A 26,672-nucleotide genomic window follows, 5' to 3' on the forward strand; every position below is an offset into this window, starting at 1 on the left:
AGAGCAAACCCTCATGACTTCGAGGACTTGCCCAGAGACATATCTTTAAATTCAGTCGGCGTCAGGCCCGTTTGTTTCTTGAATACTTCACTGAAATACCGCCTATGCTCATAGCCAAGCTGCTGCGCGATTTCCTGCACTTGGTAGTCTTCAATGAGCATGGATTTCGCCCGTTCTATCTTCGCTATAGTAACAAATTGCTGGAAGGCAGTTCCAGTTACCTTTTTGAACAAATTCGAATAATAACCCCAGCTTAGGTTTGCCTGCTTTGCGCAATGCTCCAAGGTTAAATCCAAATGAAGATTCGATTTGATGTACTCCACAGAGCGATAAATGATTTTCTGCGACTCGCTTGCTCGCTCCTGATTAATCATACGACAGCCGATATCGCACAATTGAACGAACCATTCTCGATACTCTCGCAGATCCGCCCCGCTCTCGCCTCTAATTTCATGGACTTTCGACTCGAAATCGGTCATGTTCGCCCTAGGGAATTTTTCCATCAGGACCCGCAGCATCCGTAACACGAGTCCTTGCAGCAAACGTTCGACAACACCCGGCTCAGGTAAGACAGACGCTTTGCCCATCTCGTTGAATATGCCCATCGCCCATTCCACACATTTATCCAAATTGCCTGAACGGAAAGCGAACAGAAACTCATTCTCGCTGTCCTCGGTATAAATCCACTCCACAGGGAGCTCTGGCGAGTCAGCGTTGTAACTGAACGCACCATTGCCGCCTGTATAGAAGTGATAAGACAACGCGCTTAACGACTGCTGATAACTCTTCGGAAGCTCCTGTACCACGCTCACTATTTGACCGATACCAATTGAAATTGTGAACTTAGTATGTCTCGCGATATTTGCGCAGCAGTGATCCGCAATTTCAACCAAAGGATCGTCAGACGCCATATTCAAAATGCAAATATATCGATTAAACGCTTCCCTGAACACGACAGCTGTCGTATAGAAGGAAATCGTTTCCTCCACGATATTTTGCAGAGAGAACCGTGCAAGCTCAAGCTCCTTAACAGGAACCTCGCCATATTTGTCCGTGAACTGATCAATCTGAATCGTCATCACCGCAAAGGGAGGAGTCAGTTCATTAAGGTCCAGGAAGTCCGACAATCTAGCCAACTCCGCTTCACTGGTTTGATGATGAACGAGCAGAGATAAGTATTCCTGCCGCAGAGCTGGCATACTTTCTTTGATCTTCTGCTGAAGCCCAAGCACGTGCGTACGGCTAAGATTTTCCTGCTCCCATACTTCTTTGGCTTTCACAACGGCTTTCACGATTTGATCAACGGAGAAAGGTTTTTTCACATAATCAAGCGCGCCATATTGAATGGCTTTTTGAGCATATTCAAAATCGGTATAAGCACTTAATATAATGACCTTACTGTTCGGCAGTACCTCTAATATACTGCGTGTCATCTCTAATCCGTCCATCTTAGGCATCCGAATATCGGTTAGAATAATATCTGGCAAGCTTTCACGAATGACCGACAACCCTTCCTCTCCACTGGTTGCGCTTCCCACGATTTCGATGCCGTGATCCTGCCAAGGGATCTTCTTCGTAATCATGTCCACAACGCTTCGGATATCATCAACGACACATAATTTAACCAGTCGGTTCATGTTCATGGAAATCCTCCTCTCCTTCATAGCTTGGGATCCATAGTTCGATTCGTGCTGCCCCTAAGTCGTTATTGGTGATCTCCATTCGCTGCTGATCGCCAAAATACAGCTGTAAACGGGTATAAATATTGCGCAGCGCGTAGCCATGCTTGGATGTTGTCGGGTGAACAATTCCCTGAAGGAGCTTCTCAGGCACTAGACCATGCCCGTTATCTTCCACCGTTATATACAGCCAGTCCCCTTCGGTACGAACTCTAATCTGAATCTCCCCCCCTGAGGTCATATCTTTAAATCCGTGTAAAATACAGTTTTCAACAAGTGGTTGAATCATAATCTTAGGTACCAAGCATGTGAGCAGCTCCGGCTCCACCTCGAATTGGCACACGAACAAATTCTCATAAGACCTTTGCTGAATGGCCAAATATTGACGAACATGCTCCAATTCATCACCCAGTGTTATTAGATCGCGCCCGCCGTTAAGGCTTAATTGGAACATTTGCGACAGCGCCAGGATCATTTCGTTCACGTCGTCGTTTTCTCCCAAAACCGATTTGCAGTAAATGGTATTCAGCGTATTATAGAAAAAATGCGGGTCCATCTGAGCCGATAGCGCCTTAATTTCAGCCTTCCGCTTATCACGCTCACGGTTCTTCACATCTTCAATCAGCTGCTTAATTTCGTCCAGCATCCGGTTAAAACGGAATCCTACCTGGGATACTTCATCCTTATAAACGCTTTCAAAACGAACAGAAAGATCATTCTCTTCCACTCGCTTCATCAGCCTTTGCAGTCTGTACAACGGTTTTAAAAGCAGATAGGTTAAATTATTCGTTATAAATAGCGATAAAATAATAAACCCGATAATCACATAAGTCGTTGCTCTCTTTATCCCATTTAATTTGGCCAACAACTCATCCTTCGCCTGAACACTGACAATCATCCAATCGTCCTTCACATCCAAACGCGAATAATTAACTAAATAGTCCTTTTTATCATTCGTGTAGAAAAAAGAACCTTTCATTTGATCACTCAATTGCTCAAAAAATGCGGGCTTTTGAATGAAATGGTCTTTACTCGTCCTATCTGAGTAATTCACATCTTCACCTTTGGCATCAATGAAATAATATTGTTTGTTGGTTTTGGTCAAATTCTCCATAAAGAGATCACGCAAGTCATCTTCTTTCACATTGACTACGACATATACATTGGTCGGTTCATAAACCATAAAAGAGTCTTCGCCTACGCCTTCTGTAACGAGTGATATCACCCTTTGCTTGCCTGTAAAAAATGGATCGACATGCCCTTTACTCCAGAAACCACGATTCAATTGCTTGAAATGCTCATACATGTCCGATTTATAAAATGAATTCGCCGTGTTCCGCACACTGGAGGTCGGATAAAAATCCCCGAACGGTGTGGCGATCAGAATGCTATCAATCATCGAATCGTTGAATTTTACCTGGGAAAAGACATACTGCAATGAGGTCAATGACTTGTAGTAGCTAGATCTATCATTAGCTTGTACATCCTTCATTAGTTGCTTAAAGGCATCACTGAACATCAATGCTCTTACGGCAATACCAATGTTCTTCAACCGTTCATTCACGATTTGCGCCGATTGATTAACGGTATCTTGACTAGACTGCAGAGCATTACGCTGAATTTCCTTGGAAGCTATCAAATATGCAATACTGCCCGTTGCCATAAGTCCTAAGGTGATTAGAACAACAAAGGTAAGCCATATTCTTTGCTTTAAGGAGAACGAATGGAATATTTTTTGAATGGGCGACCACATGCGAGACTTGTTCATTGGTGTCTCCATCACCTTTCGTGTTGTGAGAATACGGACTTCATCTATTTTATTATAGTATAGGACGCTTATTTTCGACATGAGGGAAAATAATGAAGGAGGGCAACTTTTTCAATATGTGGAAGAAATGATTAAGATTTCATAAATACGAACAAATGTTCTTTATTTTTTGATGAGTTTATGGTAATAATAAGAGGTAAACAATTTTAGTGTAAAACCAAGGAGGCATTTATAATGACAGTAAAATTAACAGCTTATTTAGTGATGGACGGCAATGCAGGGGAAGCTATTCAATTCTATGAAAAGGCATTGGATGCCCAAGTTCTTTTCACGCAATCTTTCGGCGAGATGCCGGCTAACCCAGATTTTCCTTTACCAGAGGATGCTAAGGGGCGTATTGGACATGCCATGTTGCAAGTTGGCGAGTCTAGTTTGATGTTTTCCGATACATTTCCAGGTCAGACTGTTCAAAAGGGCGATAACGTGACTGTCTGTATTACATCGGATGATAAGGAAAAGTCACAACAGTTCTATAATGCCTTGAAGGAAGGCGGCCAAGTCATTATGGAGCTCCAAGAGACTCATTTTAGCCCCGCATATGGACAGGTAAAAGACAAGTTCGGTGTTACCTTCCAAATATTCACTGAAGGCGCATCCATGAATTAAGGTATAAGCCACAAACGGCCCTGTTCGCATCCATTGCGACAGAGCCGTTTTATGTTTAGGAGTACCAATAAAGCGCATACTCGGTCATCACAGATGCATGCCCCATTTGACGCAGCATAGCCGTAATATTACCGCGGTGATAAGTTGCGTGATTAACGACCTGCAGAACCATTTCAGATAAGCTGGTATCACGCTGTCGCGTATAAGGATTATCAAGCATAATCCTTTTTTCCATATCTTCCTGTTGGTTCAAAAAAGTTTTAAACCGCTCTGATATCTGGACGTACAGCTTCTCCATCTCCTCGATCCCCTTGGACTCTACGTCAGCAGTCAATTGGGCTGAATCGGCCATGGCTTCCCTCATGCTTTTACCGGAGATAATGTCTAACCAGCACGCATCTACCAAGTAAATATGAGCGATCGCCTTCGATATCGTAGAAAAAACGCTTTTAATCTCCTTATTGTAAACGTCCTCTGGAAGTTCTTTTAATCGATTCAACATGGTTTGGTTCGCCCAGACGTGGTAATTGTACATTTCTAGTGCAGGATGAGTCATAGATATCGTCTCCTTTTTCACTGTTCATGCGTCATTTCAAGTGTTACCTTAATCATACCGCAAATACCCTGACAGCATTATGTCAGGGTATAAATAATAAAAACCCCATGTAGGGGTTTTTTTTTCTCATACAGTCAAAGCGTTGGATCTTCGGTTCACACTTGTTCGCGTTCGCGTTGTTCCTGAACCACTCGAAACCAATCCCAGCCAAATACAAAAATGATATACTTCTCATCTCATTTAAATATTCGTGTTCGGCGTATCGACAATATCCGGATCTATGGTATTGGTGCTGCCGTTTAGAACACTTTGGACACTTCCAAAACTATCGCCTGGGGAAAAGGAGTTAGCTCCTGCGAAGATTTTCGAATTGCTTGATAGGTTAATAATGAAGGTATCTCCGATCTGGACATTTGAACCAGAGGTGACACTATTGATCTTGATAGCACCATTAACAATTGAAGGCATTCATCAGACACCCCTCTCAACCCTAAGACAGTGTATGTGCACTTCTGCCTAATTGTCACCTCAAGCTGCCAACTCACTTCGCTTTACTCAAAAAACCTCGGACAATCCGTACATATCAGCAATTTTAATCGCTTATTCATCCACATGCATTAATTCTGGTAAAGACAGCGCCATTGAAATATTGCACAACATCCCTTTAGCAAGAAAAATCATGGTTCTCTCATGAGGTTTTTCGAAACCTGCCCGCTTAAAAGCTTCTAGCACCACTTGCTGAACATCCCGATATCCCTTTTGCATGACCTCTGCGATCATGTCCTCTTTAATCGTTTGAGCTTGCATTTGCAGCAGTGTTTCATTTTGGTAAGATTTCATAATATGAATATAAGCATCGACCAGTTCTTTCTCAAGCTGATCAGGAGCAACGGTCTCAATAACCGCGCGGAAAGCCTCAAGAATTCGTGTCCATGACACCTCGAGCGCTTCTTGCAGCAGTGCTTCTTTTGTTGAAAAAAACCGGAAAACATAAGGCTGAGAAATTTGTGCGCGTTCCGCAACTTTTGCTGTCGTAGCACGGTAATAACCAATTTCAGCAAAAACTTCGATGGCAGCGGATACAATATCTGCTCGTCGATTCACTGAAGTTGAAGAATTCTTTGCCATCATTCATTCCACCTTTAAAGTTACATACATTAGTTATTGATCAATTACTAATCTAATAGTAACTTATCAGAATATAATTTGCAAACTTTCATTTCAGGAGAGGCTAGCTACGTTTTACTTCATAGTAGAAATCGGAATTTTAAAAAAGATGATCAAAAACACAGTAGTCACAAAACAGAACAGCCATGCCCACAATGGTTTTGTATACAAAGAGGCAAGTTGCAATAGCAACCTGCCTCTAACCAGTTAGATACTTACAATTGTTCATTAAACAAGAGGTGCTTGAATCAATGTAGCAAAATTAAATTGGTGTACATGACCATCATTTAAGGTGGTTTGGCCAGTAACAAAATGTACGTGTTTGCCATTTCCGACTGAAATAGCCGGTCCAGTTCTAATCCTTTTCAGATTATGAAAATGATTTAAGAAATCAGTTTTCGTGAGATCAATTTCATGGACATGACTTGTTCCTACTCGAATCGCTTGCCCTGTAACACCTGCAAATCGATGGTTATGTCGATCAGAACCTTCTTCAGCTAGTTTTGTACTACCTTCAAATTCATGAACGTGCCTCTGTACTACTAAGTTTGTTTTTCTCTTTATTGTTAGCTTTTTCTTCTGCATCTGTTGCATGCCTCCTAATGATGTGATTTCATACATCCTATTACGGGAGACAGATATAAGTGCTGGGTAATAATTTATTTGTGGATTTCATCTTATTAAATAGATCATACAAGACTTCTTTCTCATGCAGTTAACAGCTATCTCTAATCGAAATCATACCTTTGCTCTCTAAAGGGATCGCCAACGCAGCCAACGCATCTCAAAGAGGTCAATAAAATGAAAAAGAGCCTATCGATGATAGACTTCAAATGGTGTAATTTTTCATTTCATGAGTTGATTCTGTTCGGGATGTTTATTCTCGCGCTGTTGACGTATATGAAAAGAAAATAACCCCACTCAGGTTAGCGTGAACCGTAGGGTAGGGGTTATTCATTCCGGTATCTCACTCGGAGTGTCTATACCCAAGTGTTGTGCAGGAGACGGACCGCGAATCCGTCTCTTTGTTATTTTTACTCTAACATATCCCAAACATACCCGCAAATTATTTTCGATCTATTCGATTTCTTTATTTCTTTAATCAAAATCATATCGCTCTTCGGCCCACGGGTTACCATACATATGATACCCATTCCGCTCCCAAAAGCCCGGCTTATCCTTCGGCATAAACTCGATGCCGCGCAGCCATTTCGCACTCTTCCAGAAGTAAAGATGCGGCACAACCATGCGAACAGGAGCCCCGTGGTCAGGTGTAAGCAGTTCGCCATTGTGCCTGATGCCCAGAAAAGACGTCTCACGGAGGAAGTCCTCGAGCGGAAGATTTGTCGTCCAGCCATGCTCCGCGTGCAGCATGACATGTGTGGCCTCAGGCTTCAGCTTCACTTTGCTCATAAGCTCAGAAACAGCAATGCCTTCCCACACATTGTCTAGCTTGGACCATGTGGTTACGCAGTGAATATCGTTTGCGAACTCTTTGCGTGGAAGAGCCATGAAGTCTTTGTATGAGATCTGAAACTCCTCCTCAACCAAGCCAAAGACACGCAGATTCCATTTGCTCATATCATTATAATAAGGCACAGACCCGTAATGAAGCACAGGCCAGCCTTGTGTCAGCGTTTGGCCAGGGGGAACACGGTCATTCGGCTCCTGTGGCTTTTGCCCAAATAACATGAGAAAACCTCCATCCTAAAAACTACTAGTCATTACCAATGTAAGATGCATATTCAGCTGGCGTAAGTAAGCCTTCCAAAGCTTCAGCACCTGTAACTTCGACTTCAACCATCCAACCCTCACTGAATGGCGCACTGTTTACCAACTCAGGTGAACCTTCCAGTGAACTATTTACTGCAGTTACTTTGCCCGAAACAGGTGAGAAAATATCCGAAACCGTTTTAACCGATTCCACACTGCCAATGCTTTCATTCGCGGTAACGGATGTTCCGACTTTAGGAAGCTCCACAAACACAATATCCCCCAATTGATCTTGGGCAAAATCAGTAATGCCTACGCGAACCACTGTATCCGACAGCTTCTCTACCCACTCGTGCTCTTTGGTGTATAACAAATTGGCTTGTACTTCACTCATCGTTTAACGCCTCGCTTACCAGCAAATTTTGCTTTTAGCTTAATCTAATGGGAACATCAAAGTCAAGGTGGTCGCAGTAAATTTTGCCAACACAGCCGGACTAAGGCGGCTAGTCTCACTTTTCAAAAGTTGCAGTTGACAATTCACACCAATTTGGGCACATAATAATACTATAAACTAATTAAATATTGGCGAATGATGGTATAGGGAGAGACCGCAAGGAAAGCTCGCGGCGCCGAAGGAGTAAGCCCTAGTGTGGTGAATCTCTCAGGCAAAAGGACCTGTATCGGACGCATCTCTGGAGAGCTTCGGATTTCCGCAAACAGCGGCAAAACGGACACCCAAGGGGAAACTTGACGGACATGAAGTTCGCGCAAGGTAACTCTCAGGTAAAAAGGACAGGGCAAAAGGTATGTTTGTGTTGCATACTTTTTGCTCTTTTTTGCATTTTCTGGCTTATATTTCGGGCAAAATAGTAATGTCAACAATCGAAGGTGAGGTTACGAGCATGCTAAAACGAACACCGCTCTTCCCGATTTATGCGGAGCATGGAGCGCGAGTCATTGATTTTGGAGGCTGGGAGCTGCCTGTGCAGTTCGCAGGTATTCAAAAAGAGCACGACGCCGTCAGACAGCAGGCTGGGCTTTTTGACGTGTCCCACATGGGGGAAGTCCGAGTAAGTGGAGAGGACGCCCTCCCTTTTCTGCAAAAAATAACAACAAATGATGTGTCCAAGCTGGAAGCAGGTCAATGCCAATATAGCCTAATGTGTTATCCAACTGGTGGCGTTGTAGACGATCTGCTCGTTTACAAACTTGGTGATAACAACTACATGCTGGTCATCAATGCATCCAATATCGATAAAGATGTGGAATGGATGCAGATGAACCTCACGGGCCGTGTGGAATTGACCAATGTCTCTGACGAAACGGCCATGCTAGCCCTCCAAGGTCCCCATGCGGAACAAATCCTTGCTAAAGTTACAGATGCACCGATTCAATCCTTAAAATCGTTCCGCTTCCTTCAAGATGTGGAAGTATCGGGAATTCAGGCACTCGTTTCGCGCACAGGCTACACGGGGGAAGATGGATTTGAGCTGTATGTTGACAAAGACGATGCGATAAAGCTCTGGAATCTGCTGCTGAGTGCTGATCAAAATCTCAGTCTTGTACCAGTTGGCTTAGGCGCTCGCGATACGCTCCGTTTCGAAGCTCGTCTCCCCCTTTATGGGCAAGAGCTTTCCAAGGATATTACACCACTAGAGGCTGGACTTTCGTTTTTTGTGAAGCTGGATAAGGGAGATTTCATAGGCCGCGACGTGATCGCTGGTCAAAAGGCAAACGGTATACCTCGCAAGCTCGTAGGCATTGAAATGGTCGAACGCGGCATTCCCCGTCCGCATTATGCTGTTTTCAATATGGATGGGAAACAGATCGGTGAAGTCACAACAGGGACGCAATCTCCAACTTTCAAAACGAATGTGGGCTTGGCTTTAATCGATTCCGCTTACAGTACGCTAGGTACGGAGTTGAATGTGGAAATTAGAGGGGCTCAGGTCAAAGCAAAAGTCGTTTCCACCCCTTTTTATAAAAGAAAACCGTAAGCCATTCGTCTCAAGAGAGGAGCAAGCCGCCATCATGAAGCACCGCTATTTGCCTATTACGGAGCAGGATCAGAAAGAAATGCTGGAGACCATCGGCATCTCATCCATGGAGGAGATGTTTCAAGATATACCCCAGAAGGTTCGCTTTCAAGGCGAACTGAACGTATCGAAGGCGCTGGATGAGCAAGGACTTCTACGCTATATGCGCGGTCTGGCGGGTCGCAACGCCGACTTTGACCGGTATGCCAGCTTCCTCGGCGCTGGCATCTACGATCATCACCTTCCGGTGGTGATCAATCATGTCATCTCGCGCTCAGAGTTCTACACAGCGTATACGCCCTACCAACCGGAAATCAGCCAAGGCGAGCTGCAGGCGATTTTCGAGTTTCAGTCGTACATCTGTGAGCTCACCGGCATGGCCGTAGCGAACGCCTCGATGTACGATGGCGCAACAGCGCTGGCCGAAGCCGGCGCCCTGGCTAGCGGAGCGACGAAGCGCAGCCGTCTGCTCGTCTCTCGCGCGGTGCACCCGGAAGCGCGCGCGATTCTGCGCACGACCGCCCGCGGGCTGAACTTGGAAGTGGTCGAGATCGGGCTTACGCCAGAGGGCGTGACCGACTTCGAGGACCTCACTTCCAAGCTTAGCGACGAAGCGGCTGCCGTCATCCTCCAATCGCCGAATTTCTTCGGCTGCTTGGAGGATATCGGGGCCGCTGAGCCCCTCGCGCACGGCGCGGGCGCACTGCTCGTCGTGAGCGCGAATCCGCTCACGCTCGGGCTGCTCGAGGCGCCGGGCAAGCTCGGCGCTGACATCGTCGTCGGCGACTGCCAGCCGCTCGGCATCCCAGCTGCGCTGGGCGGGCCGACGTGCGGCTACTTCGCCGTCGCCGAAAGCTGGATGCGCCGCATGCCTGGGCGCATCGTGGGCCAAACCGTTGACCGCGATGGCAAACGCGGCTTCGTCCTTACGCTCCAAGCGCGGGAGCAGCACATCCGACGTGAGAAAGCCACGTCGAATATCTGCTCCAACCAAGCGCTTCTCGCGCTTTGCGCATCCGTGTACTTATCCACGATGGGCAAGCAGGGCATCCAAGACGTTGGCAAGCTCAACGTCCAGAAAGCCCACTACGCGGCAAACCGCTTAGCCGCGTCTTCTAAATTCTCGCTGCCATTCGCAGGCAGCTTCTTCAATGAATTTGCCGTCAAACTGCCCGACGGCACGAACGTGCAGGAGCTGAACAGTAAGCTCCTGCAGCATAACATCATCGGCGGCTACGACCTCGGCCGCGACTACCCCGAGCTCGCCGGCCATATACTTATTGCCGTTACAGAGCAAAGAACGCGTGAAGATATCGATGTCTTCGCAGCTGCACTGGAGGAACTCGTATGAGCGAAAATAACATAAACGTGAAATCAGACGCCAAAGCGCTCATCTTTGAAATGAGCCACCCAGGTCGTGTCGCCTATTCACTTCCTGAATCCGATGTGCCAGAAGTCAATTTGAACAATCTCCTGCCAGCCAAGTTTAGGCGTCAGACTGAACCCGACCTGCCAGAAGTGTATGAAGTAGACGTCATCCGTCACTATACGGCCCTTTCCCGTCGCAACTTCGGCATCGACAATGGCTTCTATCCACTTGGCTCGTGTACGATGAAATACAATCCAAAAATTAACGAAGACGTAGCCCGCTTCCCTGGCTTCGCCAAAATACATCCGTACCAACCGGAAGAATCGCTGCAAGGCGCAATGGAGCTGCTCTACAATCTCCAAAATGACCTTGAAGCGCTCACCGGTATGGACCGCGTAACCCTGCAGCCGGCGGCTGGCGCTCATGGTGAATGGACCGGACTTATGATGATCCGTTCCTACCACGAAAGCCGCGGCGAGAAGCGGACCAAAGTCATCTGTCCCGACTCCGCGCACGGCACTAACCCTGCCAGTGCGACTGTTGCAGGTTTCCAAACGATAACCATTAAATCCAACGAGCGCGGCCTCGTGAATCTCGATGAGCTTCGCAAAGCCGTTGGTCCCGATACCGCGGCGTTAATGCTTACGAATCCGAACACACTCGGCTTGTTCGAAGAACAAATCGTTGAAATCGCCGAGATCGTACATGCAGCAGGCGGACTGCTTTACTATGACGGAGCTAATGCCAACGCCATTATGGGCATCACTCGCCCCGGCGACATGGGCTTCGACGTCGTGCATCTCAATCTGCACAAAACCATGAGTACTCCGCACGGCGGAGGAGGACCTGGAGCAGGCCCCGTTGGCGTCAAAGAAAAGCTAATCCCGTTCTTACCCACTCCACTCGTTGCGAAACGGGAAGACGGAAGCTTTTATTTCGACTACGACTACCCGCAAACGATCGGTCGTGTCAAAGGCTTTTACGGCAACTTCGGCATTCTCGTCCGCGCGTACACCTATATTCGTACACTCGGTCCAGAAGGCTTACGCAAAGTATCCGAGTATGCCGTCTTGAATGCGAACTATATGCTGGCTAGATTGACACCCTACTTTGATGTGCCTCACCCACGTTACTGTAAGCACGAATTCGTGCTTTCCGGCAACCGCCAGAAGAAGCTCGGTGTACGCACACTCGACATTGCCAAAAGATTGCTCGATTTCGGCTACCACCCGCCAACAATCTACTTCCCGCTCAGCGTTGAAGAATGCATCATGATCGAGCCAACAGAAACCGAAAGCAAACAAACCTTAGACGAATTCATAGACACGATGATCGCCATCTCCAAAGAAGTCGAAGAAAACCCGGAGCTCGTCAAAAACGCTCCCTATACCACCGTCGTCAGCCGTATGGACGAAGCGCTCGCTGCCCGCAAGCCTGTCCTGAACTGTTCTTGCGGATAAATAACCAAGATACAAAATACCCGCCTTTCAAGCTGTTTCAGCAGCTGAAGTGGCGGGTTTTATTTATCTTCCTATTTGCACTATCCCTTATACTCAGAAAGGAAGAGTAATTGGTTTAGCAGTGCTATATAATTGATGTGTATAGTTCGTTGACGTCGTGGCGAGGCGTTATTCTATCTTTCTGGAATGGTTTTGGTTTACGTTAGTACGAATCAGGATAGGTTCTAAGCAGTTTCGATAGCTCCATGTAGTTTGATTAGTTCTATTTAGTTTGATTAGTTCCACACAGATGTAGGAATATCATTTTTATCCAGTTTATGATTCCATTGATTTCAATTAACTTTTTCTTGTCTCCTTTCTTCCCATTCAATCCTTTTCAAAAACCTTTTTCTGAGCAGTCTACAAAATTACCTCTTTAGCTTCTTCGAACTTGAACCAAAGGGATAGTGCAAATAGAAACACTCAATTAAGACTAACTCTCTTCACTGAGCTTATCCTGAACCAAAGGGGTAGTGCTCATAGAAACTCTCAATTAAGACCTAACTCCCCTCACCCAGCTTTTCCTGAACCAAAGGGGTAGTGCACATAGAAAATCTCAATTAAGACCTAACTCCCTTCACTGAGCTTATCCTGAACCAAAGGGAAGTTCACATAGAAACTCTCAATCAAGACTAATTCCCTTCACCGAGCTTTTCCTGAACCAAAGGGATAGTGCTCATAGAAACTCTCAATTAAGACTAACTCCCTTCACCAAGCTTATCCTGAACCAAAGGGATAGTGCATCTAGAAACTCTCAATTAAGACTAACTCCCTTCAACAAGCTTTTCCTGAACCAAAGGGATAGTGCATAAAGAAACTCTCAATTAAGACCAACTCCCTTCACCAAGCTTTTCCTGAACCAAAGGGATAGTGCATATAGAAACTCTCAATTAAGACCTAACTCCCCTCACCCAGCTTTTCCTGAACCAAAGGGATAATGCCTGAAGGTTAAATTTATAGTAATGCCAGTATCAAGCAGATTAAGCAGATTCACTTATACAAGCATGATACCTGAATATTTTGCATATAACGTACGACAGTGAACAGTCGCAATAGGAATGCGGCGATACTGTTATTTCATAGCACTTGGAATAAGTTAGAGGAGCGTTTTTATGACCAAACCATGGTTTTATCGGCTTCTGTTTTCCTATTTGCCTGTATTTTTCATGATCACTTCCGTCCTCATTGTGCTTATTATTCTTTCGATCAGCCAACTGTCCAAAAAAGAAGCTGAAAATGCAAATAAAACGTATGCCTTGCATATCATGCAGTCGGTTGACTATGCCTTGAAGACGATAGACGAATATGTGATCAAGGAACTACAGACAAATGAGCGGATTGACCAGTTTTTTGACAACAAATTTGAGGGAAATCCCTATTACTCGGCTTATGAAGTCACCGAATTGATTCGGGGGATGATGAATTACAACAAGTTTATTGATTCGGTTTATTTTTACCGTGTTTCTGATCAAATGGTCATTAGCCCAAACACGATGATAACGGCAGACCGTTTCGGCGATAAAATGTTCATAGAAGAGATGATGAAGAGCCCTTCTCAGTATCAGCTGACGAATCAGCGGGTCTTTAAAGAATTTGCTGAGATGGATCAGCGTAAAGTCGTCATTTCGTTAGTACGCAAGATTCCTCTGCTATCCGGGCAAAAGGGCATCGTCGTTGTCAACATCAGTATGGAATCTATTGTAAGAATGGTCGGAGATATGTCCAATTCAAAGATCAGCTTCATCGAAGTATACGACCCCGAAGGCAAACAGCTGATGGCATCCGGAAACGAAGATGGCGCAGCAGGATTTAAGAAAAGAGGGTCCGAGCTTACCCGAATCCATTCTAGCTATACAAATTGGGAATACCGAAGCGGCCTCAACGATGACTATTTATTTACATTCACCTCTGTATTCTCTTATGTATGGATCGGATTGGGACTAGTTATGGTTGTCCTTGGCGGGGTCTGGATGACCTATGTGACCCATCGCAATTATCGGCCAATTCAGTTAATTATGTCCCGTATCCATGCCTATTCCGAACTGAAGTCGATGGGAGTCGAGGGCAAGAAACAAGACGAATTCCAGTATATTGATCGAGCCATCCGCAACCTCATGGAGTTATCCAGCCGCTATGAGAAGCAGCATGAGGAAGATATCGTCTTCCGGCGGCGGCACTTTTTCAAAGAATGGCTGGAGGGCAGCCGGGCGGTCGATTATGAAGACTGGAAAGCCGAGATGAATCGGCTGCAATTGCCTTCCGGCTTCGGTCAGCTTGCTGCAGCGGTCATCGAGATGGATAAGTATATGGAAGTATGCAGAATGTTCTCTCACAAGGATCAAGAGCTGCTGAAATTTGTACTGAGCCGTGTCGTTTATGAAACGGCTGAACCGCTTGGCCTTACTGTATGGGCGGAATGGACAGCTACACATAGGCTTAGTGTTGTGTTATTTGCCGATGAGAATGCCAAAAACAGCGAGAAGCTCGCGGCCAATCTGTGCGAAAATGTTCGCTCCTGGGTCGAGCAGCATCTGCATTTCCGCATTACGCTTGGTGTCGGGCACGTGGTTGGACAAGTTCAAGAGCTAGTTCATTCCTACGAGGCTGCCGTCCATGTTCTTCGCTTTAAATCGACCTTAGGAACGAATCGTGTCCTCTATCATTGGGAATCCGAAGCGTCCTCGGAGAAGGAAATGTATAAGCATTTGCCCCTGGTCAAATCACTGGCTCAGTCATTTCGCTTGGGGGACAAGGGTTGGAAGCAAGCCTTGGAGCAAATTTTCACCGAATTAAAAGTCGGGTTATTCTCCTATGATGAGATCCGCAATCTCATGAATTATTTAATTTATCATTTACACCGGGAGATGATGGAGCTATCAGCCGAGCTGCAGGAGTTATGGCAAATCGCGCTGCCCCAGCTGAACGACGCCATTGAACAGTTCGATACAATCGAAGAATTATATGCAGCGTGGTTTCAAATGTTAGAAGAAGTATCGCAGCGTATGACTGCTATTCGTGAAGACAGAAGCACACATGCGGTCATGAACCAGATTCGCACCTACGTGGAGACCCATTATGCAGATCCGGAGTTGTCGCTTACTTCGCTAAGCGAGCAGTTTCAGCTTCATGCCTCGCATGTCAGCCGTGCATTCAAAGAAGAGTTTGGTGAAAAATTCGTCGATTATCTCGTTAAGATCCGGATGGAACAAGCGAAAAAGCTGCTCCAGAGCAGCCGTTACTCCGTCCAGGACATCGGGGGCATGGTTGGATACACGCATGCTATTTCGTTTATACGCGCCTTCAAGAAGTATACCGGCGTCACGCCAGGTGATTACCGAAAGCAAGAGTAATCATGCCATTTTTCAAGAAAAGTATATTGTTAATTGTTGTTTATTCACCTCTGCATCAAATCCACTAAAGCCTTGTACAGCAAGGGGTTTCAAAAGAGTTTATTCGCTAATTCATGTATATTGTGAAGGATTGCACCTCTGAGTTACATTGATTCCATCGACGGCAAGGGAGCAAAAGATGGTTCAATTTTCACACTAAAGGAGGTGACACACGATGCCACATACACCGCTAGATAACATTCAATCAGCCCCTATGATTTCTACTCGAAGAATTGCCCAACCTATCGCCAAGTCGCTGCACCCCCGTCGTCGTTTCAAGCAAAATATGCCGCTGTTGATTATGTTTGTACCGGTTATCGCTTACTTTATTATTTTTCGATACTTTCCAATATTAGGAAATATTATTGCCTTTAAGAACTATAACTTGATGGATGGCATATGGGGAAGTCCATGGGTTGGCCTAAAGCATTTCAAGGCACTTTTCACCCAACCCCAGACGCTGACTATCATCCGCAACACGGTCACATTGAGTTTATTAAGCATTGTCGCTGGATTTCCCTTTCCGATTATCATTGCCATCCTACTGAATGAAGTTCGCGCCATGCGGTTCAAGAAGGTTGTTCAAACGCTAATCTATGTTCCTCACTTTTTCTCATGGGTCATTGTCGGAGGCATTGTCGTTACGATATTTTCGCAACAATCCGGTATCATTAACAAGCTGTTGGAGCTATGGACGGGTCACACTACTGCCTTCTTGTATCAGGAGCATAGCTGGATAGCCATCTTCCTCGGATCTGGAATTTGGAAGGAAGCTGGATGGGGAGCGATCATTTATCTGGCTGCTCTTACCTCGATCGATACGCACCTGTATGAAGCTGCCAGCATCGACGGTGCGTCCAAATGGAAGCAGATCTGGCATGTCACGCTGCCAGGTATTCGCAGCACAATTATTCTCATGCTGATTCTGAGTATGGGTACTGTCATGGAAGTTGGGTTTGACCATGTGTACACGCTCCAAAATGCAGCCGTTTCGGATGTCTCGAATGTCATCAGCACCTATATCTTTATCGTGGGTGTCCAAGGAGGACAGTTCAGTTTAACTACGGCGGTCGGGTTGTTTGAATCTCTGGTCGGCTTCTTCTTCGTCGTCCTTGCGAATCAGCTTGCCCGTAAATTCGATCAAGGACTGTGGTAAGAAAGGAGCCTCCCCATCATGAAACCAACATGGGATGAGAAAATCTTTTACACGATCAATTATATATTCCTTAGCTTTGCAGCTCTAAGCTGCGTTCTTCCCTTGATGCATATCGTATCCCTATCCTTGAGCAGCTATCAGGCAATTGTATCGGGACATGTAACCCTATGGCCGCAAGGCTGGACTGTAGAAGCGTACAAAGCCTTATATGTTGGCACGAATATGGTCAAAGCCTTTCGTAATAGTGTCGTGATTACTGTTGTCGGCGTTGTGATAAGCATGTGGTTTACGATCATGGCGGCTTATCCGTTAGCCAAGAAATTTTTCTACGCGCGTCGCTTTTTTACACTAGCTATCGTATTTACCATGCTGTTCGGAACACCGTTAATTCCTCTGTTTCTGATCGTAAAAAGTCTCGGCTTACTGGATACTTACGGTGCCATATGGATGCCGGGACTGATCAGCGCGTTCAATATGCTTGTGCTTCGGACCTTCTTTATGAATGTGCCTGAAGAGCTTGAAGAGGCAGCACGCATGGATGGCTGTGGAGAATGGAGACTTCTCACCCGGATTATTCTTCCGTTATCCCTGCCAGTACTGGCTACGTTGACTTTATTCTATGGCGTCGGGTATTGGAATTCATTCTTACACGTACTTATGTTTATCAATGACAGCACACGAATGAATTTGGCGGTTATGATTCAACAGATGGTCGCCAGCCAATCGATTCTTCAAGAGCTTAATTCCGTGAGACCGGATGATTTGCAGCAAATGACACCAGAATCCATCAAAGCGGCCGGAGTAATCGTACTCATTGTGCCTATGCTGATCGTCTATCCTTTTTTGCAGAAGTATTTTGTTAAAGGGGTCATGATCGGCGCGATTAAAGGATAAGACGAAGGACAACACAACCTAACTTAAGCTGTTTTAGGAAACGAATGATCTAAGGGGGGTATATCCATGTTTATATTACGTAGGGGTCATAAGAAAGCTCTACTGTCTACACTAGCTTGTATCGCGGTATTGGCAGGCTGCTCCACAGCCAAAGTCAATGATCCAGGGACATCGTCAAGTCCGAATACGACCCCAGCAGTCGAACCGGCTAAAAGAGGTGCCATTAACGTTTCCGTCTATGATCGGGGCAATATTCCTCCGGAGGAAGGCAACTGGGATAAAAACCGTTGGGTGGATTGGATCAACAAGAACGGTCCTGTCGATGTTAAATATACACCCGTTCCCCGCTGGGAATCGTTCCCGAAATTTAATGCCTTGCTTGCCTCGGGAAGCGCACCGGATTTGATTCTGGAGTATGATGCCAACTACAGGAACAGCTGGTATTCGCAGAAGCTGCTGATGCCCATCGATGAGATGATTGACAAATACAGCACAAACTACAAGCAAATTCTAGAGAAATACCCGCTGCTGCGCAAGATTGGAACGAAGGAAGACGGCAAATTGTATGAAATCGGACGTTTAAATGTTGTGGCCCCGCATCATCGTCTCTTAATCCGTGAGGATTGGCTCCAGAAGCTGAACCTGCAGGTTCCGACGACAACCGAAGAATTGTACAACGTAGCCAAAGCGTTCGTGAACCAGGATCCGGACGGCAACGGTAAAAAGGATACGTTCGGTATCAACCTGAGCGGTGTCGGCTTCTCCGTGATCAGCCACATCTTCGGTCGTTCGATCGATTGGGCCGAGCAAAACGGTAACTTTGTACATGACTGGGAACGCCTCCAAGCATCCGTAGAATTCCAGAAGCGTTTGTTTGACGACGGTTTAGTCGATAAGGATTTTCTCACAGATAAAAACGGACAAAAGGGCATTCAAGATTTTATGAATGGAAAATTAGGGATTTTCGCGATCGACAGCGCATGGTTTACCATTTCGAACTATGAAACTTTGAAGAAGAACAACCCTACGGCTAAGGTCATTCCGATGGCTTTACCGAAAAGCCAATTCGGGCAGTTCAGCCCGATTATCAGTACACCTGTGCAAATGGTCGGTGTCGTTAATGCCAAAGCGAAGGATCCGAAAGCGATTATGCAGTATATTGACTGGATGGTGGATCCCCAAAATGCAAGCCTGTTGAAAAACGGTATTGAGGGTACACATTCGCAAAAAGGTTCAAATGGCTGTTTGCAGCCTATCGACACAGAGAAAAACAAGAAAGAACTGTACACCGATGATCTGAATATGATGAGATCCGATTTGCTGCTGGGCAAATGTGCGGAAGTGTATCTGGTGAACCTGCGTCCAGAAGTGCCAACCCAGAAAGAACTGCTCGACATCAACCTCAAATCCAAAGAAATCTATATTAATAAAGATCGTCCTATTCCTTCGCTTGGTTATGACTTCTTACCGGTACTGCCTGATGATCTGCAAGCGATTGTCAAAAGCACAAGCAAATCCAACAACATCGATAAAGGCGATATTTGGTTGAAAGCTCTGGTAGGTGGCACTGGCTACACCGCACAGCAAGCTGTGAAGGATGCTAAGGATGTATGGGAAAAAGCAGGCGGCAAACAAGTCGATGATTATTACGCCAAATGGTATGAGAACAACAAATCCAAGGTATTTAGTATTGATGATCTGTACAAATTCGCTGAACAGTCTCAGAAAGAGTTGAAATAGAACGAAGGAGGAGCGGCGCTTCAATGTTAGATGGATCGGAGCGCCGTCTACACATGACGTGGACCCCGGATAGGATTAGGGAATCCTATTGATAATCTCTTAACCTGGAGGTAATTATGAGATCCCTACACAAGTCAAAACTCCTTGTTTCAATCCTTCTGTCGGCAATCATTGTTTCACTGTTTCCTCTCCTTCCAGCGCATCGTGCAGCTGCGGCTGCAGCAGGTATTACCCAAGACTATTGGAATAACGTTCCTGGGGGGAAGGTGGAACAGATTCCTGTAAAGACCCCTCCATCGGGTTCGAGGTTACTCGCTAACTTCGAGACACCGAACAATACGGGGGATCTCTATGGTTCTCGTGTTTATGGTTTTCTGACGCCGCCAGTCAGCGGAGGCTACACCTTCTGGATCGCAGCGGATGACAGCTCCGAGCTATGGTTGAGTCCGGATGGCGATCCTGCGCACAAAGAGAAGATAGCGTCTAATACCGTCTTCGCCAAGCCCAGAGAGTGGGGTAAATCTCCGACTCAGAAATCGGTGATCATTCCGCTATCCAGCGGAAAAAGATACTATATCGAGGCGCTGCACAAAGAAAACACCTCGAATGACAATCTGGCTGTCGCCTGGCAAGGGCCGGGAATAGTCCAACAGGTTATTCCTGGCACTTACCTGACACCTTATGTGCTGCCTGATGCGCCAACAAATCCGGTGCAGGACGACACAGCGAATACATTCGGATGGACGCCCGTTCCCGGTTTTCCAGATGTGGCAGCCTATGAATACACCACAGATCGCGGTTACACGTGGCAAACCGTAACAACGAACCCGCTTCAACTGGACAATGTCAACTACACGACGGGACAAATACAGGTTCGGTTGAAAGAAACGACGGCGCAACCTGCCGGAAAAATTCTGTATTCAACCGCCTTTTACACGCTAACTTCCGTAGAACAACCTGCGCCGGTTTATACAACGCTTTGGAAGATCGGGCTTGATAATCAGCAGTCGACCGAATTTGGCGATTATAAATCAACACCCGTTGAGTCCTTCAGCCTTCCTTCCGACTGGGCTACTCGCACAGATTGGAGTTCGGTGTCTAAAGGACTGAAGCTTAGCCGCAACGGTTCTATGGTTATTACTTACAACTTGCCAGAGATCCCGGAGCATGGCGTGCAGTTCAGCTTCAGAAGCTTGGACGCGTATGTATCCGTTCCGCAATTAGCTGTATTTTCCAATGATACGATGGCCGGTTTAATCCAAATTGTAGGCTTGAACGGCGGAAATACGACTCGAAAATTCAAAGAAACTTACGAGCTTTATATTCCGAAGGAAATGCTGAAGGTTGGATCTAATGAACTGAAGCTGTCTTTGGATCGAGGCTTGTATGCGGGAACTGAAGGCGATGAATATCATTGGTTTGAATGGGATTATGCCAAACTTGAGGCATTAGGAGCTCCAGCCGTGGAACCGATTCACGGGCGTTATACCCATCTTGGAACAGCACTTGTCTCTCATGTATTGAAAGACCGCGATCTGCAAACGATGGAAGTAACGAAGTGGCTGGGACTCGCCTACAGCGGGAACGTCATTCGTTCCAGTCAATTTTCGCGGGAATGGTTGACCGCTTTGCGCGATTTGAATTTGGCACCCGTGCTGCTGCCATTCGGAACCTATATCAAGGATCCAGAGCTTTCATCGGGGGTCGTCCCTGAGAAGGTCAAAGAGTATTACAACAATCTCATTGCAGAAAATGGGGATTTGTTCGAGTACTTGGAGCTTGATAATGAACCCGGCGTGTTTAACAATGCATTTGCCGCCGATTTGGCTCTTGCTAAATATGTTAGTGAGCAGAAGCCTTTGCTAAACCCTTGGTTGAAAGCGGTTTCCCCAGGCTGGGCATACTGGCCCTCCAAAGGAATTCCCGATGGCTGGGAGCGTGATCCTGCCTACCGCAGGCAGATTGAAGACTATACCGATATGACGAACGGACACAGCTATACCTTAAGCGGGATTTCGAGTGGTGATGGAGGCGCTGTCGTTGAGACGTTAAAGACCTTTCCTGAGTATCAGGGTGACGGAATGGCAAAGCCGATGATGATGAGTGAAACGGGAGCTAATGATTTTCATACCGACAATAACCGTTACGATACGTTCACGCACCGTTTTGCCTCCATCTTTGATCGAGAAACGCGCAGTACCATCGGCTATCTCGATTACATCATGCAGCATGCGGCTTACTTCCGAGAGTACAGCTTGCTCAAAGAGGACATCGAAATGAAGTCCGCAGACGATGCCGAAGCATGGATCAATACGAGCGATCCCGATGAAACGCGTTTGAAGGTTTTCCGCCGTTTAGCGCTAGCCTACAGTACGCATGGCAAACCACTCCCTTATGTGTATACAAATCAGAATGAGCTTGCCGGGAAAAAAGCTTATTTCCGCGCGGTGGATTCGTCAAGTCTTGGTGTGAGCAGCACCGGCGCGAAGTCCAATAAAATTCTGCTCAATTTTGTTAATTTTGAAACGACACCGGTTACAATGAACGTCAATGTTACGCTGCCTACTAACGCCCAGTATGCGGCAGAACGCTTTGGCGCAGGCAACACGTATGCGGCTGCACGCAGTTTTACGACCATTGACGCCGCTTTGGGCGCGCAATTATCAGAAACACTTCAACCGGGCGAAGCCGTCGAATACATTTTGACCCCGTTGGAACATTCAGCACCAAGCAAGCCTACGCTGCAAGCACGGGCCGTTTCGTACAAACAAATCAAGCTAACTTGGCAGCCTTCTACAGATAATGCGGAAGTCACCGGATATAAGCTCTATGATAACGGCGTACTGCTCGCTAAGCTGCCGAAAGCCGTAACCCGTTATTCGCACCAAGACGTTAGACCGGAAAGCGCACACTCATACACGCTCATCGCTTATGACGACTCTGGCAACGAATCCGTGCCGAGCGACCCTTTGGCCATATCCTCCTTATCGTTGCCGGCATCTCCTTTTACCACAACGTCTACGGGAGCTTTGCATGTTGAAGCGGAGCAAACAGAGCTGGAAGGAGTGACCCATCATGGTACATTCGTCGGTATGTACTTTACACAAGGACGGATGAACATGCTGAAACCTCCTGTCAAAGCAAATACCAATTACATTCTTAAGCTTAAATATAGTGCGGCCGCGAACAAAAAGGTGAATCTCGTTATCGACAATCAGCTGATACGGACGCTGGATTTGCCTGGAACGGAGCCGAACGTCTATACAACAGTCGAATATAACGTCATGATGCCTGCGGACATAAGCAACCTTGTGCTGTCCATCGTCAAGAGCAGCGATAATGTGTTCGCCTACTTTGATTGGTTCGAGTTGAAAGAAGGCATCTTGGATGAAACGCCTCAAGCACTCTGGACGAACGTCATTCATTCCAGTACAAATATGTATTATTCCGCCCCTACCTTCGCTCTTGGCGCCAATGGAGCAAATCTCCATGAAACGACAACCCCGGGCGATTACACAGCTATGGGCTTTAAGGGTACGGGAATCCGTTGGTATTCCGATATTGAGTCATCTTTAGGTGAGGCAGATGTTTATATCGATGATGTCCTGCAAGCAACTGTGGATTTGAAAACAGCAAACACACAAGGCGCGAAGAAGGTTGTTTTCGAAAAGACGGGTCTCCCTATGGCAAACCATATCATCAAAGTTGTCGCTAAGAACGGCCGGATCATCCATCAATCGTTCGAGTTTTTGAGTTTGGAACGCCAGCCCCTAACGCCAGGTCCTGATCTTATCGTAACAGATCTTGGAACGGATCCAGCAGATCCGTATGCCGGGCAAACGGGAATTCGATTCTATGTTACGGTGAAAAATGTCGGTATTCTCCCAACCCCAGACGGCAAAATAACCGGAGCCGTGTTTGGTTTGAACGGCGGTTCGTTTGGTTATACGGATACGTATAATCAATCCATCCCTGTAGGCGGCAGCGCAACACTCTACACAAACGCAGGCGGTGAGAACGGATATTGGGAAGTTCCTAATGGAGAAGCCACCTACCAGTTAAGCGTCAATATCAATGATATCGGACGATTCACTGAAATGGATCGCACGAACAACACCAACGAGATGACTTTCCAGGTGAAGAAGCGAGATGTCACCCCTCCTGTGACAACAGCGACAGCGGACGGTGCAACGGGGTCAGGCACATTCAATAAGCAAGATGTGCATGTTACGTTTACAGCCGTGCATCCGACTGTTGGCGTTGGAATCCGGCAAACGGAATACCGAATTCAGGGTGGAACATGGCATCCTGTCACAGCTCAGCCGGTCACCTTCAGTGATGAAGGGGTATATCAAATCCAATACCATTCGATTGATGTGTTTAATAATGAAGAAGTGCCTAAAGATTTGATTATAGGCATCGATAAAACAGCTCCAGCAACCACGGACACATCAATAGCGGGGTGGCAGCGAACACCGCAAACCGTCACATTAGCGGCTTATGATTCTTTGAGCGGCGTACAACAGACCTTTTACATCCTAAATGGGGGAACTGCCACTGCCGGAACTTCGGTTACGGTAAACACCTACGGTGTAAACACGATAAACTATTATAGCGTTGATTTGGCAGGTAATCAGGAAGCTAGTCACTCTGCGGAAGTACGCTTCGATCCGCAAGCACCTGAAATCAACATACCCGGTCCTTTAACTGTATTTTTGACGGATCCGATTGTATGGAATGTTGGTATCACGGATGCCTTAAGCGGAGTGGCCTCATCTGTGGTTAAACTGGATGGTGCCGTTGTTAGTCCTAACATTAACCTCCAACCTCTAAGCTTGTGGATTGGTCAGCACACGATTGAAGTAACGGCTACAGATAACGCGGGCAATACGATCGTACGTACCTTTGTATTGAAAGTGATCATGGATCTCGATCATTTGGACGATTTACTCCGTTTGTTATGGAATTTAGGATATTTCCCAAATCAAAGCACTTATAACAGCTTGCAGAACAAGGTGACTCAGCTTCAGAAGCTGCTAAACCAAAGTCAGCTTAAAGATCCGACTATCTTCGATGCTGTCATCAAAGATGGCAAGTATACGGATAGTACGACCGCCAAGCTGCTTCGGGATGCCATTCTATATCTGCAGCAAAAGTCAGGGAAGTGAATAGTAAAGAAGGGGCCTGTCATCCAAAGTCACTTTTGGATGATTGGCCCCTTATCCTTTTCTTTAACGATGCTACAGTAACCAAAATTTCCCGAATATAGAGGGAAAGTCGATCCTCTATTTGAACGAAACGCCACGAAATCATGAGGTAGAGGAACAAGTGCGATATTTCACTGTTTTTGCCTCTGAATCGCTCATTCCGCTCAAATAGCGCACTGATGGAGCCTCTCGATGAATGATCGATAGGCTCTTTCTTCGTACCTCCAAAAATAATACCTTCCTTAGAGCCTCTAAAGTACATTCTTAGGATTGAAATATATGTTCCAAAAGCGGCGCTTGAGCTTGAGCAATTAATAAGATTAAAACCATTGGAGCAAATACAATGAAATCCAACATGCTATTCGTGAATACATGATTCCATTGGACACTATGCAATGGAATTTTCCATCATGAACTTCTGTCAAGAAAGTAGACACAACTTTATGAAGCCTGAAGTTGCTTGTAGTAGTTTTTTTCGAACCAATACGGGGACTTATTGCCTAATGTAGAATGGNATGCGGCAAGCAAAGCCTTTTGCGAGGAGCATCCGGAGTGGGCCTCCAAAACCAGCTCTTCTGAGCTATTTTGAACTTCTGTCAAGAAAGTAGACACAACTTTATGAAGCCTGAAGTTGCTTGTAGTAGTTTTTTTCGAACCAATACGGGGACTTATTGCCTAATGTAGAATGGATACGAATTCGGTTATAGTCGATCTCGATATATCCATGGATGGCTTCATAGGCCTGTTTTCGGGTGCGAAATTTTGTTTGATATACAAGTTCTTTTTTTAGAATACTGTGAAACGATTCAATGCAAGCATTGTCGTAACAGTTACCTTTACGACTCATGCTTCCCACCATCTTGTAGTGATCGATCTGTGCTCTGTAATCATTCGACGCGTACTGGGATCCACGATCGGAGTGGTGAATGACGCCCTCACAGGGTTGCTCACGCTTGTGAGCATCGTCAAGTGCAGCTAGCACAAGTTCTTTAGTAATTCRCTCTCCCATGGCCCAACCCACGATCTTGCGGGAGAATAAATCCATTTGAGTTGCAAGGTACACCCAACCTTCTGATGTAGCTACATAAGTGATGTCGGACACCCACGCTTTGTGTGGTTTGTCTACCTTGAACTCGCGGTTTAATACATTGTCGTAGACCGGCAGGTTATGCTTGGAGTTTGTTGTGGCTTTATATTTCCTAACGGTACACGAAACCAGGCCCAGCTCTTTCATAAGCTGTGCTACGGTCTTGGTAGCCACTTTCCAACCGTCTTCACGCAGCTTGGCTGCGACCTTGGGACTGCCGTACCGCTTCTTGTATCCGTAGAAGTGATGACGAATTCGTTCTTTAAGTTTTATAATGCGCTTGTCACTTTTACTTGGTTTCTTGTGAGTCCACTTGTAATAACCGCTTCGGGATACACCCATAACGATGCACAACTTCTCGATCCGGTACTTTGAGCGGTGTTTGTAAACAAACGGATAAATCAGTCCCGGTCTTTGGTGAAGAAGTGCATCGCCTTTTTTAAAATTTCATTTTCCTCTTTCAGTTCACGGTTTTGCTGTTCGAGCTTTTTCATCTGCTCGTAATCCACCAGTGGCTGAGTACTTTTGTCCTTGTTATTAGCACCATACATTTGTTTCCAGTTACTCAGGGTCGTCACCCCGATATCCAGTTCCCTAGATAACTGGGTCAACGACTTATGCGTTTGTTCCAAATGCTCGATTGTTTTTCGCCGGAACTCTTGCGTATAATGTTTGCGTTTTTCTCTCGTTTCTCCCATGCCACACCTCGACCTTATTTATATTTTTAGTATACAGGTCTTCCATTA

Annotated in this window: 17 protein-coding genes, 1 pseudogene and 1 riboswitch; of the genes and pseudogenes, 9 read left to right on the forward strand and 9 right to left on the reverse strand. The window is 46.0% G+C overall.

The features are described 5' to 3' along the window. Positions 1 to 11 precede the first annotated feature (11 nt). On the reverse strand, positions 12 to 1,643 hold the full coding sequence (locus tag ASG85_RS25360; RefSeq protein ID WP_063860371.1) for a response regulator: 1,632 nt from the start codon (positions 1,641 to 1,643) through the stop codon (positions 12 to 14). Then, positions 1,621 to 3,447 (reverse strand): sensor histidine kinase, encoded by a 1,827-nt coding sequence (locus ASG85_RS25365; protein WP_060648091.1) that lies wholly within the window; start codon positions 3,445 to 3,447, stop codon positions 1,621 to 1,623. The genes ASG85_RS25360 and ASG85_RS25365 overlap by 23 nt, the downstream gene beginning before the upstream one ends. 234 nt (positions 3,448 to 3,681) lie before the next feature. On the opposite strand from ASG85_RS25365, the gene ASG85_RS25370 reads away from it, so the two are divergent. Beyond that, positions 3,682 to 4,113, forward strand: coding sequence for a VOC family protein (locus ASG85_RS25370; protein ID WP_060648092.1), 432 nt, complete (start codon positions 3,682 to 3,684; stop codon positions 4,111 to 4,113). Between the two features lie 55 nt (positions 4,114 to 4,168). Here ASG85_RS25370 and ASG85_RS25375 read toward each other — a convergent pair whose 3' ends face one another. The 6 genes from ASG85_RS25375 to gcvH form a co-directional block, all read right to left on the reverse strand. Further along, positions 4,169 to 4,669: a DinB family protein gene (locus tag ASG85_RS25375; RefSeq protein ID WP_060648093.1), complete on the reverse strand. Its 501-nt coding sequence runs from the start codon at positions 4,667 to 4,669 to the stop codon at positions 4,169 to 4,171. 240 nt (positions 4,670 to 4,909) lie between these two features. Continuing rightward, the gene (locus tag ASG85_RS25380; RefSeq protein ID WP_056835022.1) at positions 4,910 to 5,137 is read right to left on the reverse strand and encodes a spore germination protein; all 228 of its coding nucleotides are present in this window, start codon (positions 5,135 to 5,137) and stop codon (positions 4,910 to 4,912) included. A 132-nt stretch (positions 5,138 to 5,269) separates the two neighbouring features. Beyond that, positions 5,270 to 5,797, reverse strand: a complete 528-nt coding sequence (locus ASG85_RS25385) for a TetR/AcrR family transcriptional regulator (protein WP_060648094.1) — start codon at positions 5,795 to 5,797, stop codon at positions 5,270 to 5,272. Positions 5,798 to 6,064: 267 nt separating this feature from the next. Next, positions 6,065 to 6,421: a YmaF family protein gene (locus tag ASG85_RS25390; protein ID WP_057304704.1), complete on the reverse strand. Its 357-nt coding sequence runs from the start codon at positions 6,419 to 6,421 to the stop codon at positions 6,065 to 6,067. A 513-nt stretch (positions 6,422 to 6,934) separates the two neighbouring features. Further along, on the reverse strand, positions 6,935 to 7,528 hold the full coding sequence (locus ASG85_RS25395; RefSeq protein WP_057304703.1) for a sulfite oxidase-like oxidoreductase: 594 nt from the start codon (positions 7,526 to 7,528) through the stop codon (positions 6,935 to 6,937). Between the two features lie 25 nt (positions 7,529 to 7,553). Beyond that, positions 7,554 to 7,943 carry a glycine cleavage system protein GcvH gene (gene gcvH / locus ASG85_RS25400; RefSeq protein ID WP_057304702.1) on the reverse strand — a complete coding sequence of 130 codons (390 nt, stop codon included), beginning with the start codon at positions 7,941 to 7,943 and terminating at the stop codon, positions 7,554 to 7,556. A 195-nt stretch (positions 7,944 to 8,138) separates the two neighbouring features. Further along, a riboswitch (glycine riboswitch) is annotated at positions 8,139 to 8,236 on the forward strand. Between the two features lie 215 nt (positions 8,237 to 8,451). Here gcvH and gcvT point away from each other — a divergent pair. The 8 genes from gcvT to ASG85_RS25440 all read left to right on the forward strand — a co-directional run bounded on the left by gcvT (position 8,452) and on the right by ASG85_RS25440 (position 24,800). Then, positions 8,452 to 9,546 carry a glycine cleavage system aminomethyltransferase GcvT gene (gene gcvT, locus ASG85_RS25405; protein ID WP_082588226.1) on the forward strand — a complete coding sequence of 365 codons (1,095 nt, stop codon included), beginning with the start codon at positions 8,452 to 8,454 and terminating at the stop codon, positions 9,544 to 9,546. Between the two features lie 34 nt (positions 9,547 to 9,580). Then, positions 9,581 to 10,936, forward strand: coding sequence for an aminomethyl-transferring glycine dehydrogenase subunit GcvPA (gene gcvPA, locus ASG85_RS25410; RefSeq protein ID WP_060648095.1), 1,356 nt, complete (start codon positions 9,581 to 9,583; stop codon positions 10,934 to 10,936). After that, positions 10,933 to 12,414 carry an aminomethyl-transferring glycine dehydrogenase subunit GcvPB gene (gene gcvPB / locus ASG85_RS25415; protein ID WP_060648096.1) on the forward strand — a complete coding sequence of 494 codons (1,482 nt, stop codon included), beginning with the start codon at positions 10,933 to 10,935 and terminating at the stop codon, positions 12,412 to 12,414. Before gcvPA ends, gcvPB begins: the two co-directional genes overlap by 4 nt. A 1,151-nt stretch (positions 12,415 to 13,565) precedes the next feature. Beyond that, entirely contained in the window at positions 13,566 to 15,803 is a 2,238-nt protein-coding gene (locus ASG85_RS25420) for a helix-turn-helix domain-containing protein (protein WP_060648097.1), read from the forward strand. Positions 15,804 to 16,056: 253 nt separating this feature from the next. Beyond that, on the forward strand, positions 16,057 to 16,998 hold the full coding sequence (locus ASG85_RS25425; RefSeq protein WP_060648118.1) for an ABC transporter permease: 942 nt from the start codon (positions 16,057 to 16,059) through the stop codon (positions 16,996 to 16,998). Between the two features lie 18 nt (positions 16,999 to 17,016). Further along, positions 17,017 to 17,892, forward strand: a complete 876-nt coding sequence (locus tag ASG85_RS25430; protein ID WP_060648098.1) for a carbohydrate ABC transporter permease — start codon at positions 17,017 to 17,019, stop codon at positions 17,890 to 17,892. A 66-nt stretch (positions 17,893 to 17,958) separates the two neighbouring features. Then, positions 17,959 to 19,632, forward strand: coding sequence for an extracellular solute-binding protein (locus ASG85_RS25435; RefSeq protein WP_060648099.1), 1,674 nt, complete (start codon positions 17,959 to 17,961; stop codon positions 19,630 to 19,632). A 116-nt stretch (positions 19,633 to 19,748) separates the two neighbouring features. After that, positions 19,749 to 24,800, forward strand: a complete 5,052-nt coding sequence (locus ASG85_RS25440; RefSeq protein ID WP_060648100.1) for an OmpL47-type beta-barrel domain-containing protein — start codon at positions 19,749 to 19,751, stop codon at positions 24,798 to 24,800. A gap of 655 nt (positions 24,801 to 25,455) precedes the next feature. On the opposite strand, the pseudogene ASG85_RS25445 reads toward ASG85_RS25440, so the two are convergent. Further along, positions 25,456 to 26,624, reverse strand: a pseudogene (locus ASG85_RS25445) (IS3 family transposase). Positions 26,625 to 26,672: the final 48 nt, after the last annotated feature.

It is taken from the genome of Paenibacillus sp. Soil724D2 (genome assembly GCF_001427935.1).
Classification (GTDB): Bacteria; Bacillota; Bacilli; order Paenibacillales; family NBRC-103111; genus Paenibacillus_E.